Here is a 17,193-nt window from a genome sequence, read left to right on the forward strand (position 1 = left end):
AGTAATAGATAGAGTGCTTTGGGTAGTGATGAACTATCCAAAAAAATTTTCGAGTAAAATGAATGAGTATTCATTCAAAGAATAGGGGGAAGTTTCATGAACCGTCAAATCAAACGTGCGGCTGTATTAGGCTCAGGTGTAATGGGAGCTGGTATTGCGGCACATTTGGCAAACGTAGGAATACCTACATTGATGTTGGATATTGTTCCTCGTGAGCTTACGGCGAAGGAAGAGAAGAAGGGTATGACATTACAGGATTCTGCTGTTCGTAACCGTATCGCAAATGAAAGTAAAGCGAAATTGAAAAAACAAAAACCATCTCCAATCACGAGTCAAAAGAGCCTTGATCTAATTACGACTGGGAACTTTGACGATGATATGGATCAATTAAAAGAAGTTGACTGGATTATTGAAGTTGTTGTTGAAAATTTGGATATTAAGAAAAAGGTCTTTGAACAAGTTGAAGCACATAGAACAGAAGGTACAATCGTTACGTCGAACACGTCCGGGATTTCGATTAACGCAATGGTGGAAGGTCGTTCGGAAGATTTCCAAAAACATTTTCTTGGAACGCACTTTTTCAACCCGCCACGGTACCTAAAGCTTCTTGAAGTCATTCCGACTGAAAAAACAGATCCGGAAGTTTTGTCCTTCATGAAGACATTTGGTGAAGACGTATTAGGAAAAGGTGTTGTTGAAGCGAAAGACACACCGAACTTTATCGCGAACCGCATCGGAACTTACGGATTATTAGTATCCGTTCAAGAGATGCTTAAAGGTGGATACAGCATCGGTGAAGTTGACTCTGTTACTGGTCCTATGATTGGTCGACCGAAGAGTGCAACTTTCCGTACACTTGATGTGGTTGGTCTCGACACGTTCATCCATGTTGCCAAAAACGTGTACGATCAAGTTGAAGGTGCAGAGAAGGAAGTTTTCGAAGTACCTGAATTTATGAAGCAAATGAATGAAAAAGGGATGCTCGGTGCAAAAGCCGGTAAAGGTTTTTTCTTGAAGAAAAAAGGTGAAAAAGGAAGCGTCATCTACGAGTTAAACCCTGAAACATTGGAATATGAAAATGAACAGAAAAAGTTAAAAACTGAAGCAACGGGCCAAGCAAAACAGCAAAAAGGTGCCAAGCGAAAAGTGAAAGCACTCGTCAATGCAAAAGGCGACCGCGGTGGCGACCTTGTATGGAACGTTACAAAACCTACATTAATCTACTCTGCCGACCTACTTGGTGAAATTGCCGATGACATCAAAGCGATTGACGAAGCGATGAAGTGGGGCTTCGGCTGGCAGCTCGGACCATTCGAAATGTGGGATGCAATTGGTGTGAAATCTTCGGTTGAACGCATGAAAGAAGAGGGCGCAGAAGTTCCTACTTGGATCGATGAAATGATTGAAAGCGGATTCGAAACGTTCTATAAAACCGAAAACGGTAAAGAGTACTACTACCACAACGGTGAGTATGTCGAAAAGGACGTCAATCCGAAAGAAATCAATTTGAAGCTTTACAAGGAATCCAATGGCGTCATCAAGAAAAATTCAGGTGCAAGCTTGATCGACCTAGGTGATGACGTTGCACTCCTTGAATTCCATTCACAAAGCAACGCGATTGGACCAGACATTCTTCAAATGATCAATTATTCATTGGAAGAAGTGAATAAAAATTATAAAGGGCTTGTCATCGGGAACCAAGGCAAGAACTTCTGTGTCGGTGCAAACCTTGGCATGATGCTGATGGAAGCTCAAGACTTTAACTTCATTGAATTGGAAATGATCGTTAAACAATTCCAAGACACAATGATGAATATTAAATATAATGAAAAGCCGGTTGTCGTCGCACCGTTTGGTATGACGCTAGGTGGTGGAGCTGAAGTCAGCCTTCCAGCAGCAAGCATTCAAGCTTCTCAAGAGACATATATGGGCTTAGTTGAATTCGGTGTCGGTTTAATTCCAGGTGGTGGCGGAACGAAAGAACTTTATTTGAAGTCACTACGCGGCTTGCCACAAGGACCTGATTTCGATTTAACGAAAGTAGCGAATGACGTCTTTGAAAAAGTAGCGATGGCACAAGTGTCCACTTCAGCCGCTGAAGCACGTGAAAGCGGATTCTTGGATAACCATGACAAAATCAGTGTTAATGGTGATCACCTCATCTATGATGCTAAACAAAGTGTGCTTGGCTTAGCAAAAGCAGGGTACCAAGCGCCAAAACGTGAAAAAGTACCTGTTGTTGGTGAACCAGGCTATGCAGCGATGTTACTGGGAGCTAAAGGCCTTGTACAAGGTGGCTATGCTTCTGAACATGACTTGAAGATTGCTGGGAAATTAGCTTATGTTCTTGCAGGTGGAAAACTTGCATACGGAACACTGGTCGATGAACAATATCTACTTGACTTAGAACGAGAAGCATTCATCAGCTTAATTGGTGAAGCGAAAACACAACAACGTATGCAGCATATGTTGATGAAAGGTAAACCACTACGTAACTAATAAACGGAATAACTCCAATTCGAAAAAAGGGGGAGAAATTGTGAGAGAAGCAGTCATTGTCGCAGGTGCAAGAACACCTGTCGGTAAAGCGATGAAAGGATCATTCGCAAATACACGTCCAGATGATCTTTCCGCTGTAACCGTAAAAGAAGTATTGAAACGTGCGAACAATTATGACGGCCCAATCGATGACATCATTATCGGTTGTGCGATGCCTGAAGCAGAGCAAGGAATGAATATGGCAAGAAACATCGGTGGTTTGGCGGGACTTGATCACGATGTCCCAGGAATCACGATCAACCGGTACTGTTCATCAGGACTTCAAAGTATTGCCTACGCAGCTGAGCGAATTATGCTTGGTCATGCGGAAACGATCATTGCTGGTGGAGCTGAATCCATGAGTTTAATTCCAATGGGCGGACACGTCATCAAACCGAACTTGGACTTGGTTGAAAATGCTCCCGGTTATTATATGTCGATGGGGCATACAGCTGAAGAAGTTGCTCAGCGTTTCGGAATTTCCCGTGAAGACCAAGATGCTTTCGCTGCTCGAAGTCATGAGCGTGCGGAGAAAGCAATCAAAGAAGGGAAATTTGATGACGAAATTGTTCCAGTGGATGTCGTACAACGCAAAGTTGGTCCGGAAAATAAAGTTCATGAAACGACAGTAACAGTTTCGAAAGACGAAGGTGTACGTCCTGGCACGACGCCTGAAGTTTTATCGAAGCTGAGACCTGCATTCACTATGGGTGGATCCGTCACTGCTGGTAACGCTTCACAAATGAGTGATGGTGCAGCATCTGTCTTAGTCATGGATCGTGAAAAAGCAGAAAAAGAAGGGCTAACGCCAATCTTAAAATTCCATTCGTATACGGTACAAGGTGTCGAGCCAGAAATAATGGGGGTCGGACCGGTCAAAGCGATTCCAAAAGCAGTGGAAATGGCGGGTCTTGAATTGTCGGATATCGGATTGTTTGAACTAAACGAAGCGTTTGCTTCCCAATCGCTTCAAGTTATTCGCGAACTTGGATTAGATGAAGACATTGTTAACGTAAACGGTGGAGCGATTGCATTAGGTCACCCACTTGGTTGTACCGGTACGAAGCTAACCGTCTCATTAATGAATGAGATGAAGCGTCGTAATGTGAAATATGGTGTCGTCACAATGTGTATCGGTGGCGGTATGGGTGCAGCTGGTGTATTTGAATTACTATAAAACATTCATTACTGGAGGGTAAAATTATGAGCGAAACACAAGAAAAAGTGATTAAAGGTGGAGGCTTCTTAGTAGAAGACATTGCCGCAGAAGATATGTTAACACCTGAGGACTTTACTGAAGAGCATAAAATGATTGCGAAAACGACAGAAGAGTATGTCAAAGGTGAAGTATGGCCGGTTCTCGATAACTTGGAAAATCATGAGTTTGATAAATCGGTTGATTTACTGCATAAAGCAGGGGAGCTTGGTCTGTTAGGTGCAGACGTACCAGAAGAGTACGGCGGCCTAGGATTGGATAAAATTAGTTCTTCTTTGATTACTGAGAAAATGTCTCTTGCTGGTGGGTTTTCCATCACTCATGGTGCGCACGTAGGAATCGGCTCACTACCAATCGTTTTCTTCGGTAACAAAGAACAGAAAGAAAAATATTTACCTGCTCTAGCAACTGGTGAGAAACTAGCGGCATACGCGCTGACTGAACCGGGTTCAGGATCTGACGCACTTGGTGCAAAAACAACCGCTAAGTTAAACGAAGCTGGAACTCATTATATTTTAAACGGTGAGAAACAGTGGATTACAAACTCTGCATTTGCGGACGTATTCGTCGTTTATGCAAAAGTCGATGGTGAGAAGTTCACGACGTTCATCGTTGAGCGTGAATTCCCGGGTGTTTCTACTGGACCTGAAGAGAAGAAAATGGGGATCAAATCTTCTTCTACACGTACATTAGTGTTGGAAGATGCTGAAGTACCGGTTGAAAACGTACTTGGTGAAATCGGTCGCGGTCACGTCATCGCATTCAACATTTTAAACGTCGGACGTTATAAGCTAGCGATTGGCGGTGTCGGCGGTGCTAAGCGTGCGATTGAAGTTGCGACAAAATATGCAAACGAACGTAAACAGTTCAATACACCAATTTCAAGCTTCCGTATGATTCAAGAAAAACTAGCAAACATGGCAGCACGAACGTATGCCAACGAAAGTTCCGTTTACCGTACAGTTGGTCTTTTTGAACAGCGTATGGGTGGTCTTTCTCAAGAAGAGTTGAACGATGGATCAGAAGTTGCGAAAAGTATTGCTGAATACGCAATCGAGTGTTCCATGAATAAATACATGGCAACCGAATTATTGGATTATGCCGTTGACGAAGCGGTGCAAATCCACGGTGGTTATGGATTTATGCAAGAATATGAAGTCGAGCGTATGTACCGTGACTCAAGAATCAACCGTATTTTCGAAGGAACAAACGAAATTAACCGCATGCTTGTACCAGGTACATTCATGAAAAAAGCAATGAAAGGTCAACTACCACTTCTTGAAAAAGCAACAGCACTACAAGAAGAGTTAATGACAATGATGCCTGAACCAGTCGGTGACGAAACGCTTGAGCAAGAACGTTACCTACTGAAAAACGCGAAGAAAATTGGCTTGTTAGCTGCAGGAATCGCTGCGCAGAAGTTCCAAGAAAAATTGGAGCAAGAACAAGAGCTATTGGCGAATATCGCCGACATGGCTGCTGAAATTTACAACATGGAAGCTGCCATCCTTCGTACCGAAAAAGCCATCAACAAAGACGGCGAAGAGAAACACAAGCAAAAAGTTCTTTATACTCAAGTGTATGTGCAAGAAGCATTCAACAACATCGAAGCGGATGCGAAAGAAACATTAGTTGCTTCTGACTCTGGAGACAGCCTGCGCATGATGCTTGGTGCACTTCGCAAACTGACTCGTCATGATCCAACAAATGTAATCGAGAAAAAACGTGAAATTGCGAAGACGTTGATTGAGGAAGAGAAGTATACGGTTTAATTTAAAAACAAGAACAGCTAAATAGTGGTCAAGAATCAATCCCAGTCTGTGCAAAAAATATAAGTTTGCGGGCTGGGATTAATTTATGGTTTAGATGAAAACCGACTTGTTGTTGCTCAACTTATTAGTCTATGAGTTCTTCAGGACTGCCTTAAGATCTAGAAAATTCAAGTAACCCATATCTGGATGGTATATTCCCTAATATTAGAAAGGGAAAAGATGTATAGTATGTCGAGATGGTTCCAACTCTGCCTCAAGAAGACATAAATATTTTCCATATCATGGAATATTGAATTATTTTTTTATATCCAACCAATTTTCAAATTCTGAGGTATCACCCATATTAAAATAGTATTTTATAAATCTCACAAATTCCTCCGTATCAACCTCTTTATATTTATAGGTCAAGGGTGGTGGAAGTGTTGCTATATCAAGGACAATCATTTTGGCTCACTCTATGTCAATGATGCCTCAAAATTGTGTCACAAGTGGCTCTAAAACATGGCAAAGGTGGTTCTATCTCATGTCTTTATTCAAATAATCAAAAAACCACTAAAGAAAAGGGATATCGGCTCTTTTTAGGTTCATCACTCTAAGTTGTGGTGAGCATTAAAAAAAGTAGATTTTAAAAATTATTCTTGATTTGTTATTTTAACACCTACCTAGTAAGTTAAAGGATAATGAATTGGAAAACAATATCTTCTTCTTGAAGAACAACCAAGACTCCATGAATTGTTAAAGCGTTCGAAGCAAAAGACTTTCAAGAGGTGAACGCTATTTTTAAACAATGGATCAGAAGTACATATATGGAATATTTCCCGCTCTACAAGAGCAGCTAAAACACTTCTTCAATGGAAGAGTCCAATATTAAACTTTTTAATTGAGGACTAACCAATGGCTCGAGGGAAAGAACAAATAACAAAATCAAAGTTCTTAAATGTAGAGCCTATAGGCTATCGAAATCAAAACCATTTTCTCACGATAATCCTTCTAGAGTGTAAGCTACCGTATTAGAAAAGATTTAGATGATATAGGAAGCTGCACCCACAATTAATCGTGAAGAGCCTCTTATTTTATAAAATTCCATATATTTAAAAATATGTCTTTAGTACCATTGAAAATAACAGATAATTCAATATATAATGGAAACGAAAACATAAATGGAAATTACATCCAGAAAAAATGAGGTAGGGCAGGTGATCAAATGAAATTTGTAAAAATAACCTTTTTTAGTTTACTCACTTTTGGCATGGTTCTTATGATCCCGACTGAAAATTCTTTTGCTGAAGCAGAAAAACAATCAAATGCAAAGGAAGAGGTTAGCCCATCAAGTATACCATTCGAGTATAATATGTCTCCTGTTCATGTTAATAGAACTGGGACAAGTGCACGTGTAACCAAAGACCTTAATTGGGGAGATGACAGGTCTAATGTCTTTTATGTAACATATAGGGATGGTTACGGATCGTATCATTATAATGATACTTCATTTACATCTTATTCTACTCAAACTATTCCGACAACATACTCTCTTCCTTCGAGCAGAACTGAAATAACATGGCCGGATTATTTTAAAGCACGCAGTTCAACAGGACAAGGAAATATATCAGGTTCTATTACACTCCGAAGATATTAAGTTTTTAATATAGCACCCTGTCGCAGGGTGCTATATGATTATCCATTCTTAGGAGGAAGAAATGATGAAAATCGCCAATATATCAAAATCTTTTAAAAGTGGTTCTAATAATAAAGTAATTTTACAAAATGTTAATTTAAATATTTCTAATGGTACTTGGTGCACAATCATGGGGCCCTCAGGGTCGGGAAAGTCAACATTACTTAATTGTATTTCCGGACTCTTAAAGCCTAACGAAGGGAAAATCCATATTAACGATATAAACATTAATGAATTATATGAAAATAGTTTGAGTGAATTCAGAAGAAATAACATAGGATTTGTTTTTCAAGATTTTAAGCTTCTTCCTTATTACTCCGTATTGGATAATGTCATTCTACCTTTAGTTCAAGATCGATCCAAAACTGAATTGGTTACCCGTGCTAGAAAGCTATTAGTAGAAGTTGGTATAGAGGAAGACTTATATAATAGGCTACCTAAAGACCTCTCTGGTGGTGAAAAACAAAGAGTAGCGATTGCTAGGGCTCTGATCGCAGAACCAAATCTTTTATTATGTGATGAACCAACTGGGAATCTGGATTCCGACACTCGTAATCAAATCATAAACTTGTTATTGTCTCTCAAACAAAATGGGCAGACAATTATTCTTGTAACTCATGATGAAGAAGTAGCAAAGTATAGTGATAATATCTATCAATTAATCAATGGTAAATTACTACATAAAGAGTTGATCAAATGATTCGTATGATTTTTAAAAGGATTTTCAATCGAAAGTTCAGCTCGATCTTCACAATCATTGCCATGACATGTGTATTTGTTTTAATTCCTTTAGGTATTCAATATGCCCAGCAATCTAAGCTAGCGGTTGAACAGACGATTGAAGAACACGGCAGAGGCTTATACGATATTTTAGTCCGTCCCAAGGACTCACGAACACCTATCGAGCATGAACTGGGTGTAGTAGAGGCCAACTATATTGGTGACAGTTCTGGCGGGATTTCGATTAAAGAATGGGAAGATATCAAAAATAGTGAAGATGTTGAAATCGCTGCACCTGTCGCTTCCGTCGGATATTTTACGGGAAACACAAATTCAGTAGGTCTACCATTATTGGAAAGCCCAGCAAAAATAGAATGGACTTATTATACATCAGATGGAATGAATAATTATGCTCTGGATGATCCATTTACTTTCTATTATATGGATGGAAAAGAACGTGAGTATTTTGATTTTATTGTTAAACCGGAAGATCTTCAGCCGGATGGTAAAATGATTGGTTTTATGGGTGCAAAACTACCGAGGAACTATTATTTGCTTACGGGAATTGATATTGAGAGTGAAGGCAAGCTAACAGGTATTGATTATACTGATTTAAACAAATATAAAGATATTGAAAGTCTATTAGAAATGGACCGAGAAGAACTTGATCATGAAACCACTCTATTAATCCAATCACTAAAGTTTCGTGGAATTCCTGAACTTATTCCCGTTATACAGCGTAGTGATTTAAATTTATCGCTTTATTTTGAATTGAATGTTGAAAACTTATCACTATCATTACCTGAATTTAAGGGAAAATATAATTTGGATTCACATGAAAATCTGATGAGCCTTTATAATGAGAATGATGATGAAATGATCAATCAGATGATCGATGAATTAAATGTAACACCAGTACTTTCTAAAGAGGAGCACTTAATCGATTTAAGTGAATATCAGTCCCCTTTCAATGGGAACTATGTTGAAATCACGAACGAGTACACCGTGAAGTGGGGAGAGGGTGGTTCTTTAACTAACGATACCTCATTATATTATACTGCATCTAAAGTAGATTACCAAATTAATGGAAAAGGTGTCAATGTTCCTATCATTGAAGACGGATCACCACCTTCTTATAAAAGAGTCGAACAGAAAGGTGAAAGTTATTTTGAGGCAGAAAATTTTGAGGTTCCATTTATGTTATGGCAAACTGGAACGTTTTCTCCACAAAAAGATGAAGGTCAATTGGTATCCAGCCCCCTAGGTATTTATACAACTAAAGAAGTTCGGACAAAGGATGGGACGGAATTAACACCAACAACGAAACCAGGCAGCTTTATCTCTCAACCTGCAGCTGGCGTAACAACAATAGAAGCTGCTGAATTTATTAAAGGTGACAAACCGATTGATGCTATTCGTTTAAAAGTGGCTGATATTGATTCATATAATCAAGAGGCCCAAGAGAAAATTAACCAAGTTGCAATTGACTTACTTGAGGAAGGCTACGAAGTTGATATTGTTGCTGGTTCGTCATTCCAGCAAGTTGAAATGAATGTTGAAGGGATCGGGCAGGTAACGGCACCATGGACTACGTTGGGAACAGCCCAATCATTAGTGGATGGCTGGAATTACTTAGCAGTAGTAAGTATTATTTTGTTCGCAGTTTTCGGGATTATATGGTATATATCCAAACTATTTTACGAGAAAAACCAATTTGCTGAAGAAAACGATATATTAAGTAAACTAGGTTGGAGTAAAAACAAAATAAAACTACGGAACTTTTTAGAGCAGCTTACGTTAGTGACTGTAGCCTTTTTAATCAGTATAGGGTTATTGATGATTTTAGTTGAACAGATCAATCAGTCACACGTGTTGAGTCTGATTGGACTTTGGGCGATTCTAAGCTTATTGATTTTAGCTGTATTTAATTATAATAGTAAACCATCAATCAGAGTGGAGCCTTATAGATTTATTCCAAGTCTACTCCATTATCGCCACCTGATTTTACCGGTTATTTGTATATTGATTATTTCAACAATCCTTATTGTTATACAAATGACTTCATTAGTATCAACATTTATCGAGGCAAGACAGACAACGCTCGGCACGTTTGCGATGGATACTGTCCAAACAATGCAGCTACTCATATTATTAGCAACGTTCGGTATTGCGATTATAAGTATAAGCGAGTCTTTTAAAGCATTAATGCTAGAAAGAAAAAATGAACTTACGATGTATCACGTTGTAGGCTGGTCTAAAAAAATGATTCAAAAGCACATAAGGAATGAACTGACGCTTTGGGCAGGCTTTGCTTATATGATAGGCGGTTCAATTAGTTGTGCGGTTTTACTTTATCTTGACTTTTCATTGAGCTGGATCATAATGAGCGTTGCTACAGTCTTTTTGTTGTTTGTTGTATTATTTATGCTTTTGATTAAAACGAGTAAGTCATATCTGAATATATAAAACATTCAAACAATCGTGAATTCCCTGACATAATTTTGTTAACAATGATGCCTGAACCAGTTGGTGACGAAACACTTGAGCAAGAACGTTACCTATTGAAAAATGCGAAGAAAATCGGGTTGTTGGCTGCAGGAATCGCTGCTCAGAAATTCCAAGAAAAACTGGAGCAAGAACAAGAGCTATTGGCGAATATCGCCGACATGGCTGCTGAAATTTACAACATGGAAGCTGCCATCCTTCGTACCGAAAAAGCCATCAACAAAGACGGCGAAGAGAAACACAAACAAAAAGTACTTTACACACAAGTGTATGTCCAAGAAGCATTCAACAGCATCGAAGCAGATGCGAAAGAAACATTGGTTGCTAGTGACTCTGGAGACAGTCTACGCATGATGCTTGGTGCACTTCGTAAACTAACTCGTCATGATCCAACGAACGTGATTGAGAAGAAACGAGAAATTGCGAAGACATTAATTGAAGAAGAAAAGTATACAGTGTAAAGAAAGTTTCTTTAGACTTACCGAAACCTCAGTGGAATAACTTCTGCTGGGGTTTTATCTGTTTGTATGTAAACGACGTGATGAGGAGGCTGCATCTTCCCAACTGTCATCAGAAATGTGCTAAACTAACGGTGGAGGTGTTTTCAGATGACAGTAACGATCTATCAATATCCAAAATGCGGTACATGTCGTAAAGCATTAAAATGGCTGGATGAGAATGGTGTAACTTATGAATCAGTACATATCGTCGACAATCCACCAAGTGAATCCGAACTGAAGCAAATGATTGAACAAAGTGATTTACCGCTAAAGAAATTTTTCAATACATCAGGAAAGAAATACCGTGAACTAGGGTTAAAAGACAAGTTGGAGGAAATGTCTGACGATGAAAAAATCAAGCTGCTCGCTTCGGATGGTATGTTAATGAAACGACCACTGGTAACGGATGGTAAAAAAGCGACAGTTGGATTTAAAGAAGAGATATTTGAATCCGAGTGGAAATAAAAACAGCAAGAATGTGTTATCTATTCAAAAAATATAGTAGAATATAAGTAGTTAAATGGTTATAGGAGGCTCGTACGATGAATTTACCAAAAGAATTAAGTTATTCAAAAGAACACGAATGGGTGAAAAATGAAGACGGTAAGGTTCGAATCGGTATTACGGAATTCGCACAAGACGAACTAGGGGATATTGTATTTGTTGAATTGCCAGAAGTCGGTGATGAATTAGAATTGGATGAGCCATTTGGCAGTGTTGAATCTGTTAAGACAGTGTCTGAGTTATACGCTCCTGTTTCAGGGAAAGTTGTCGAAGTGAATGAAGAATTAGAAGACAGCCCTGAATTAGTAAACGAATCTCCATACGAACAAGCATGGATGGTTGTTGTTGAATTAGACGACGCATCTCAGCTTGAAGAATTAATGGATGCTGACGCATATCAAAAAATGACAGAAGAAGAAGAATAGAACCTTGGAAGCTGATCGATAAAGATCAGCTTTTTCCATAGGTAATGAATATAAAATTTGGTGATCATACATGGATGAGTTGTCTAAGGTAATTATCGTAGAGGGAAAGCAAGATAAGAAAAAAATTAACCGGGTAATTGAGGAAGATGCTTTCGTTTTGTGTACGTTTGGAACCCTCGGTTTACATGCTTTGGACTTAATGATTGAAGAGCATCAGTTGGATTTTCGTGATGTGTTTATTTTGACAGATGAAGATGAACCTGGAATTAAACTACGGAAATTACTCAATCAAGAAATCTCTCATGCACAGAACCTTTATATCGACCGAAAGTATCGTGAAGTTGAAGAAACACCTGAGTACGTGTTAGCATCAATTTTGCAAGCAGCTGATATAAACGTCGACGTGGATTTTTTGAAAGGGTTTGAATGAGTATGAATGTAATTAATGAAAAAAATGCGCAATTTTTAGTAAAGAAAAAGCAGTATCATATATTATTTATCAATAGCCCCTTTTGCGGTACATGTAAAGTAGCAAAGCGAATGCTTCTTTATCTAGAAGACACACTGGAAGACAATAAATTTTATGAACTAAACGGACTGACTGCACCAGATTTTCTCCAACAATACAGCATTATGAGCGTTCCATGTTTAATGGTGTTTAAAGACGGCCAGCCAGTCGACCGGATCTATACATTTCATTCCGTGCCATACCTATTGAAAGAACTCGGACCGTATTTAGTGACGGAGAAAAATAAAATTTAATGAATTTCGACATGCCGAACGAAGGATTCTCTTTACGTTCGGTATTTTTTATGGAAAAATTGAAAGCCGCCGAAAAACTGCGTACAGCCGTCGAAAAATCCGAGGGAGCCATCGAAAAACCCGAGGTAGCCGCCGATAAAATGTGCGAAGCCGTTGATAAACTGCGGAAAGCCGCCAATAAATATCGCCATCCCGCCGATAAATCACAAAAAGCCGCCAATAAATGTCGCAAACCCGCCGATAAACCACGCCAACCCGCTAATGAATCCTCCGTTAAACTCGCTCATTCCATAAAAAGAGCACCCCATCCAATATGGAGTGCTCATTTAGAACTGCTTATGCAATTGCTTGACTAATCACCTGCAAAATCTCAACAAAATCAGCTTTGTCACCGAACTCCCCGACAATCTCACCATTTTTATCAATGACAATCGTTGTCGGTACAGAGGTGCATTCATACAGGTCATATACTTCTCGTCCGTTATCTTTCAAAACGGGCTGGGTCAAGAATTGCTCTTGATATTTTAGTGCTTCTTCTTCGGAACGTTCCCGGCCAGTCACATTGATCGTAATCATTTCTAATTCATCACTTCGCGTCGTTTTATAAAATTGTTCTTTTTTCGGAAGGTCACGTGCACAGTCTGGGCACCAAGATACCCAAAAAGTTAGGACAACGACTTTTTCGCCGAGTACTTCATCGAGAGAGAATGTATGGTCTTCATTTAAGTATGGTAGTTCGAATTGTGGTGCTTTCATTTTATATTTCCCCCTTTTTTAAAAAATACGATTGACGACCAATTCGCTTCATGATAATATTAACATTAATACAAATCGCATAGCAAAATTTCTTATCAAGAGTGGCGGAGGGAAAGGCCCTGTGAAGCCCGGCAACCATCGAATTTATTCGAAAGGTGCTAATTCCTGTTCATGCTGAATGCATGGCAAGATAAGAGAGAGTAAATGTATCTTTCTTGTTCTTGCAAGGGAGATTTTTTTATGTGTTAGCAACGTATCGCTTTAACGCGTTAAATTTACAATTAGATAAATATACTCTTATCAAGAGAGGCAGAGGGACTGGCCCGATGAAGCCCGGCAACCACTGGATGGACATTTAAATCATCCAACAGGTGCTAATTCCAGCAAAGCAGGGGATGCTTTGATAGATAAGGGAACGAAAGCCCAAATCCTTTCTGTTCTCTTATGCAGGAAGGTTTTTTTATTTACTAACGAAAGAGGGAGTTACATGATATCGATTAAAAAGCTTTCAAAACATTTTCAAATGAAAGATCAAACTGTTCATGCTGTGGATGATGTTTCATTGGAAATTGAAAAAGGTGAAATTTTTGGTGTTATCGGTTATTCCGGTGCTGGTAAAAGTACGTTCGTCCGTCTGTTGAATCGGTTGGAAGAGCCGACGAGTGGAGAAATTACACTTGATCAGCAGTCATTAACTCAATTAGGAAAAAATGATTTGCGTAAAAAACGACAAAAAATAGGAATGATCTTTCAACACTTTAATCTGCTATGGTCACGTACAGTGTATGAAAACATTGCATTTCCTTTAGAAATCGCAGGGTTGGATAAACAGAGCAGTAAAGAAAAAGTGGATGAATTGATTGAGCTTGTTGGCTTGAAAGGACGGGAAAACAGCTATCCTTCTCAACTAAGTGGTGGGCAAAAGCAACGCGTCGGCATTGCTCGTGCGCTCGCAAACGATCCAGAGGTGCTCCTTTGTGACGAAGCAACATCCGCACTCGATCCGGAAACGACAGATGATATTTTGGATTTACTTGTATCCATTAATAAAAAACTAAAATTAACGATTATTTTAATTACGCATGAAATGCATGTCATTCAAAAGATCTGTCATCGTGTAGCTGTCATGGAACAAGGAAAAGTTGTTGAAGTCGGGGACGTGTTGGAAGTGTTCATCAATCCAAAAGAGAAAACGACGAAGCGATTCGTTCAACAATTATCGCCACTTGAACATGACCCGGAACGCCTAAAAGATTTCATTACCGAAGATGAAAGCAAAGAAGTAGTGAAGTTGCACTTCGTTGGTGGTACGGCGAGACGGAGCTTAATCAGTGAAGTCGCTAAACAGTTCGATGTTTATGTGAATATCCTTCAAGGTTCAATTTCACAAACCCAGGAAGGCTCATACGGTACATTATTCGTTGAACTGGACGGCGAACGAAAAGTGATTGAAGCATCGATGAATTATATTCGCAACTCGGGAGTAGAAGTAGAGGTGGTTACAAATGCTTGAAGAATTATTTCCGAATGTCATTATGGAGAACTTATGGACAGCAACTTATGAAACATTATACATGACGGTTATTTCAGTCATCGGCACTTTTATTCTTGGAATCATTCTCGGTTTATTGCTTTATTTGACTGATCGAGGAAATCTTTGGAGCAACCGGGTGATTAATGGAATAACGGCAACTGTCGTTAACGTATTCCGCGCCATCCCGTTTATTATATTAATTTTATTGCTCATTCCATTTACAGACTTTTTGATGGATACCATCCGTGGTCCGAAAGCGGCTTTACCGGCATTGATTATCGGTTCGGCGCCGTTTTACGCACGGTTAGTTGAAATTGCCTTAAAGGAGGTAGATAAAGGGGTAATTGAGGCGGCAAAATCAATGGGGGCTAAGACTCATACAATTATTTTCAAGGTTTTGTTGCAAGAATCGAAACCAGCACTCGTTGGAGGCCTAACGGTTACAGCAATTGCGTTGATCGGTTATACAGCCATCGCAGGAGTGATTGGTGCAGGTGGTCTTGGAGATCTAGCTTATATGCACGGTTTCCAGCGAAGAAATAATGACGTAGTTTTCGCGTGTACCGTCTTCATTGTTGCCATCGTCTTTATCTTTCAATGGGCTGGCGACTTTGTATCAAAACGAATCGATAAACGATAGAAGGGGAGTTTAATAACATGAAGAAATTATTATTGGTTTTATTAGGAATTACATTGGTTGTTGCATTAACAGCTTGTGGGTCATCTGATGAAGAAGAGAATAATGGTAACACTGAAAGCAATGACTCATCTGGTGAAGAAGCTGCTAGTGATCAGGAAACTACCGAAATTGTTGTTGGAGCGACAAGTGTGCCACACGCAGAGGTGCTGGAAGAAGCGAAACCTTTGTTGAAAGAGAAAGGTATTGACTTGACGATTGAAACATATCAAGAGTATGTATTTCCGAACGAAGACTTAGATAACGGCACCCTAGATGCAAACTACTTTCAACACATTCCTTACTTTGAAACGCAACAAGAAGATTTTGGTTATGATTTCGTGAATATTGGTGGCATTCATATCGAACCATTAGGTATTTACTCCAAGAACATCGAAAGTATTGATAATGTGGAAGAAGGAACAGTCGTACTTCTAAGTCGTTCTGTTGCCGACCATGGAAGAGTTCTTACTTTGCTTGAACAAAATGATTTGATTAAATTAGACGAAGATGTCAATAAAAATGGTGCAACGATTGAAGATATCGTTGAAAATCCGCTGAATCTTGAATTCGATGCAAGTATCGAACCGGCTTTATTACCTGAGTTTTATGATAGAGAAGAAGACGCATTAGTCGCAATCAACACAAACTATGCGATGCAAGCGGGGCTTGTTCCATCGGAAGATGCACTAATTATAGAAGAATCCGACTCACCTTACGTGAACATTATCGCTGCACGTGCAGAAGATGAAAATAATGAAGCACTTCAAACATTAGTGGAAGTTCTCCGTTCGGAAGAAATCACTTCATTTATTGAAGAGAAGTATGAAGGTGCTGTCGTTCCCGTTAAATAAAAACTGAATCTTTAGCATCTGAGAGAAATATCCAGTTATCCATACGAATTATAAGAATGAGGGGTATAACATCAAATAAGATGTTTATACCCCTTTTCATGTGGATAAACATACTATATAAGGATTTTTGAATCCTTAGCATTCGTGATATTCTAGAATACATCAAAGACGAAAGGAATGATTTTTCATTATTAATGACAATGAGATTGACTTAAATTACACGGAGGATATGGAGAAGTCCATGCAGCAATCTCACGGAATGGGGTATAAAGAGTACAGTATGAACCTCAACCGAAGACTACAAGTTGAAAAAAAGCGAGAGAATGATTATAAAAAGTGTAACAACTTAGTTTCAGAAGTTGAACGACAAGTACACCGTTAATAAAATAGATCATCAAGCAACTCCGGCCAAATCTTTGGTTGGAGTTGCTTTAATTTGGTGGTGGATTTTTGGGTTACATAAAACCTTCTGGGAGTTTTGCGAAAAATATCCTGTAGTTTTCCGTAGAAGAGAGAGCTTATCAAGCACGGAAGCCAAGTAATTACTGAAACTTCCGTTGTTGAGCGTGCCTATCAAGCCCAGAAGCCGAACAATTATTGAAGCTTCCATCAAGACACGCGCTCGATGACATATCACGAAGCACGAGCACTCATTTGAGTATCGAGACACGTTCTCAACGACATTTCACGAAGCACGAGCACTCATTTGGGTATCGATACACGTTCTCGATGACATTTCACGAAGCACGAGCACTC

16 protein-coding genes, 1 pseudogene and 2 riboswitches are annotated in these 17,193 nt (G+C 39.2%); of the genes and pseudogenes, 16 read left to right on the forward strand and 1 reads right to left on the reverse strand.

Features of this window, described 5'->3' with window-relative positions; genetic code table 11:
* Positions 1-96 precede the first annotated feature (96 nt).
* The 12 genes and pseudogenes from KC820_RS11305 (at position 97) to KC820_RS11360 (ending at position 12,973) form a co-directional block, all read left to right on the forward strand.
* Entirely contained in the window at positions 97-2,499 is a 2,403-nt protein-coding gene (locus KC820_RS11305) for a 3-hydroxyacyl-CoA dehydrogenase/enoyl-CoA hydratase family protein (protein ID WP_212371119.1), read from the forward strand.
* Positions 2,500-2,539: 40 nt separating this feature from the next.
* Complete coding sequence (locus tag KC820_RS11310) at positions 2,540-3,715, forward strand: acetyl-CoA C-acetyltransferase (RefSeq protein ID WP_144087882.1); 1,176 nt, start codon at positions 2,540-2,542, stop codon at positions 3,713-3,715.
* Between the two features lie 26 nt (positions 3,716-3,741).
* Positions 3,742-5,526, forward strand: a complete 1,785-nt coding sequence (locus KC820_RS11315; RefSeq protein WP_212371121.1) for an acyl-CoA dehydrogenase family protein — start codon at positions 3,742-3,744, stop codon at positions 5,524-5,526.
* 1,204 nt (positions 5,527-6,730) lie between these two features.
* On the forward strand, positions 6,731-7,162 hold the full coding sequence (locus KC820_RS11320) for a hypothetical protein (protein ID WP_144087880.1): 432 nt from the start codon (positions 6,731-6,733) through the stop codon (positions 7,160-7,162).
* Between the two features lie 64 nt (positions 7,163-7,226).
* A complete protein-coding gene (locus tag KC820_RS11325; RefSeq protein ID WP_186279532.1) occupies positions 7,227-7,901 on the forward strand; it encodes an ABC transporter ATP-binding protein in 675 nt (224 codons plus the stop codon).
* Positions 7,898-10,387, forward strand: a complete 2,490-nt coding sequence (locus KC820_RS11330; protein WP_212371123.1) for a hypothetical protein — start codon at positions 7,898-7,900, stop codon at positions 10,385-10,387. The genes KC820_RS11325 and KC820_RS11330 overlap by 4 nt, the downstream gene beginning before the upstream one ends.
* Before the next feature lie 35 nt (positions 10,388-10,422).
* A pseudogene (locus tag KC820_RS11335) lies at positions 10,423-10,887 on the forward strand (acyl-CoA dehydrogenase); the annotation flags it as partial.
* Between the two features lie 147 nt (positions 10,888-11,034).
* Positions 11,035-11,391, forward strand: coding sequence for an arsenate reductase family protein (locus KC820_RS11340; protein WP_144087877.1), 357 nt, complete (start codon positions 11,035-11,037; stop codon positions 11,389-11,391).
* Positions 11,392-11,468: 77 nt separating this feature from the next.
* The gene (gene gcvH, locus KC820_RS11345; RefSeq protein ID WP_212371124.1) at positions 11,469-11,855 is read left to right on the forward strand and encodes a glycine cleavage system protein GcvH; all 387 of its coding nucleotides are present in this window, start codon (positions 11,469-11,471) and stop codon (positions 11,853-11,855) included.
* A 70-nt stretch (positions 11,856-11,925) separates the two neighbouring features.
* Positions 11,926-12,285: a ribonuclease M5 gene (locus tag KC820_RS11350; protein ID WP_212371126.1), complete on the forward strand. Its 360-nt coding sequence runs from the start codon at positions 11,926-11,928 to the stop codon at positions 12,283-12,285.
* Complete coding sequence (locus KC820_RS11355; RefSeq protein WP_212371128.1) at positions 12,282-12,617, forward strand: thioredoxin family protein; 336 nt, start codon at positions 12,282-12,284, stop codon at positions 12,615-12,617. Before KC820_RS11350 ends, KC820_RS11355 begins: the two co-directional genes overlap by 4 nt.
* A gap of 11 nt (positions 12,618-12,628) precedes the next feature.
* Entirely contained in the window at positions 12,629-12,973 is a 345-nt protein-coding gene (locus KC820_RS11360) for a hypothetical protein (RefSeq protein WP_212371130.1), read from the forward strand.
* Here KC820_RS11360 and KC820_RS11365 read toward each other — a convergent pair.
* Entirely contained in the window at positions 12,954-13,373 is a 420-nt protein-coding gene (locus KC820_RS11365; RefSeq protein WP_212371132.1) for a TlpA disulfide reductase family protein, read from the reverse strand. The two genes, KC820_RS11360 and KC820_RS11365, sit on opposite strands and share 20 nt — an antisense overlap.
* 89 nt (positions 13,374-13,462) lie before the next feature.
* A riboswitch (SAM riboswitch) is annotated at positions 13,463-13,570 on the forward strand.
* A 97-nt stretch (positions 13,571-13,667) separates the two neighbouring features.
* Positions 13,668-13,787: riboswitch (SAM riboswitch) on the forward strand.
* Positions 13,788-13,860: 73 nt separating this feature from the next.
* Here KC820_RS11365 and KC820_RS11370 point away from each other — a divergent pair.
* From KC820_RS11370 to KC820_RS11385, 4 genes are all read left to right on the forward strand, one after another.
* Entirely contained in the window at positions 13,861-14,886 is a 1,026-nt protein-coding gene (locus tag KC820_RS11370) for a methionine ABC transporter ATP-binding protein (RefSeq protein WP_212371134.1), read from the forward strand.
* Positions 14,879-15,547: a methionine ABC transporter permease gene (locus tag KC820_RS11375; RefSeq protein WP_144087872.1), complete on the forward strand. Its 669-nt coding sequence runs from the start codon at positions 14,879-14,881 to the stop codon at positions 15,545-15,547. The genes KC820_RS11370 and KC820_RS11375 overlap by 8 nt, the downstream gene beginning before the upstream one ends.
* Before the next feature lie 17 nt (positions 15,548-15,564).
* Positions 15,565-16,437 carry a MetQ/NlpA family ABC transporter substrate-binding protein gene (locus KC820_RS11380; protein ID WP_212371141.1) on the forward strand — a complete coding sequence of 291 codons (873 nt, stop codon included), beginning with the start codon at positions 15,565-15,567 and terminating at the stop codon, positions 16,435-16,437.
* Between the two features lie 229 nt (positions 16,438-16,666).
* On the forward strand, positions 16,667-16,819 hold the full coding sequence (locus KC820_RS11385) for a YuzK family famiily protein (RefSeq protein ID WP_186279531.1): 153 nt from the start codon (positions 16,667-16,669) through the stop codon (positions 16,817-16,819).
* Positions 16,820-17,193: the final 374 nt, after the last annotated feature.

Origin of the sequence: Allobacillus saliphilus (assembly GCF_018138385.1) — a bacterium.
GTDB classification, from domain to species: Bacteria; Bacillota; Bacilli; order Bacillales; family Alkalibacillaceae; genus Allobacillus; species Allobacillus saliphilus.

Excerpts from the sequence above, each read along its gene's own strand:
- KC820_RS11315 (WP_212371121.1), top strand. The coding sequence starts at position 3,742 with ATGAGCGAAACACAAGAAAAAGTGATTAAAGGTGGAGGCTTCTTAGTA.
- KC820_RS11340 (WP_144087877.1), top strand. The coding sequence starts at position 11,035 with ATGACAGTAACGATCTATCAATATCCAAAATGCGGTACATGTCGTAAA.
- KC820_RS11325 (WP_186279532.1), top strand. The coding sequence starts at position 7,227 with ATGAAAATCGCCAATATATCAAAATCTTTTAAAAGTGGTTCTAATAAT.
- gcvH (WP_212371124.1), top strand. The coding sequence starts at position 11,469 with ATGAATTTACCAAAAGAATTAAGTTATTCAAAAGAACACGAATGGGTG.
- KC820_RS11305 (WP_212371119.1), top strand. The coding sequence starts at position 97 with ATGAACCGTCAAATCAAACGTGCGGCTGTATTAGGCTCAGGTGTAATG.
- KC820_RS11370 (WP_212371134.1), top strand. The coding sequence starts at position 13,861 with ATGATATCGATTAAAAAGCTTTCAAAACATTTTCAAATGAAAGATCAA.
- KC820_RS11375 (WP_144087872.1), top strand. The coding sequence starts at position 14,879 with ATGCTTGAAGAATTATTTCCGAATGTCATTATGGAGAACTTATGGACA.
- KC820_RS11385 (WP_186279531.1), top strand. The coding sequence starts at position 16,667 with ATGGAGAAGTCCATGCAGCAATCTCACGGAATGGGGTATAAAGAGTAC.
- KC820_RS11350 (WP_212371126.1), top strand. The coding sequence starts at position 11,926 with ATGGATGAGTTGTCTAAGGTAATTATCGTAGAGGGAAAGCAAGATAAG.
- KC820_RS11380 (WP_212371141.1), top strand. The coding sequence starts at position 15,565 with ATGAAGAAATTATTATTGGTTTTATTAGGAATTACATTGGTTGTTGCA.
- KC820_RS11320 (WP_144087880.1), top strand. The coding sequence starts at position 6,731 with ATGAAATTTGTAAAAATAACCTTTTTTAGTTTACTCACTTTTGGCATG.
- KC820_RS11355 (WP_212371128.1), top strand. The coding sequence starts at position 12,282 with ATGAGTATGAATGTAATTAATGAAAAAAATGCGCAATTTTTAGTAAAG.
- KC820_RS11365 (WP_212371132.1), bottom strand. The coding sequence starts at position 13,373 with ATGAAAGCACCACAATTCGAACTACCATACTTAAATGAAGACCATACA.
- KC820_RS11360 (WP_212371130.1), top strand. The coding sequence starts at position 12,629 with ATGCCGAACGAAGGATTCTCTTTACGTTCGGTATTTTTTATGGAAAAA.
- KC820_RS11330 (WP_212371123.1), top strand. The coding sequence starts at position 7,898 with ATGATTCGTATGATTTTTAAAAGGATTTTCAATCGAAAGTTCAGCTCG.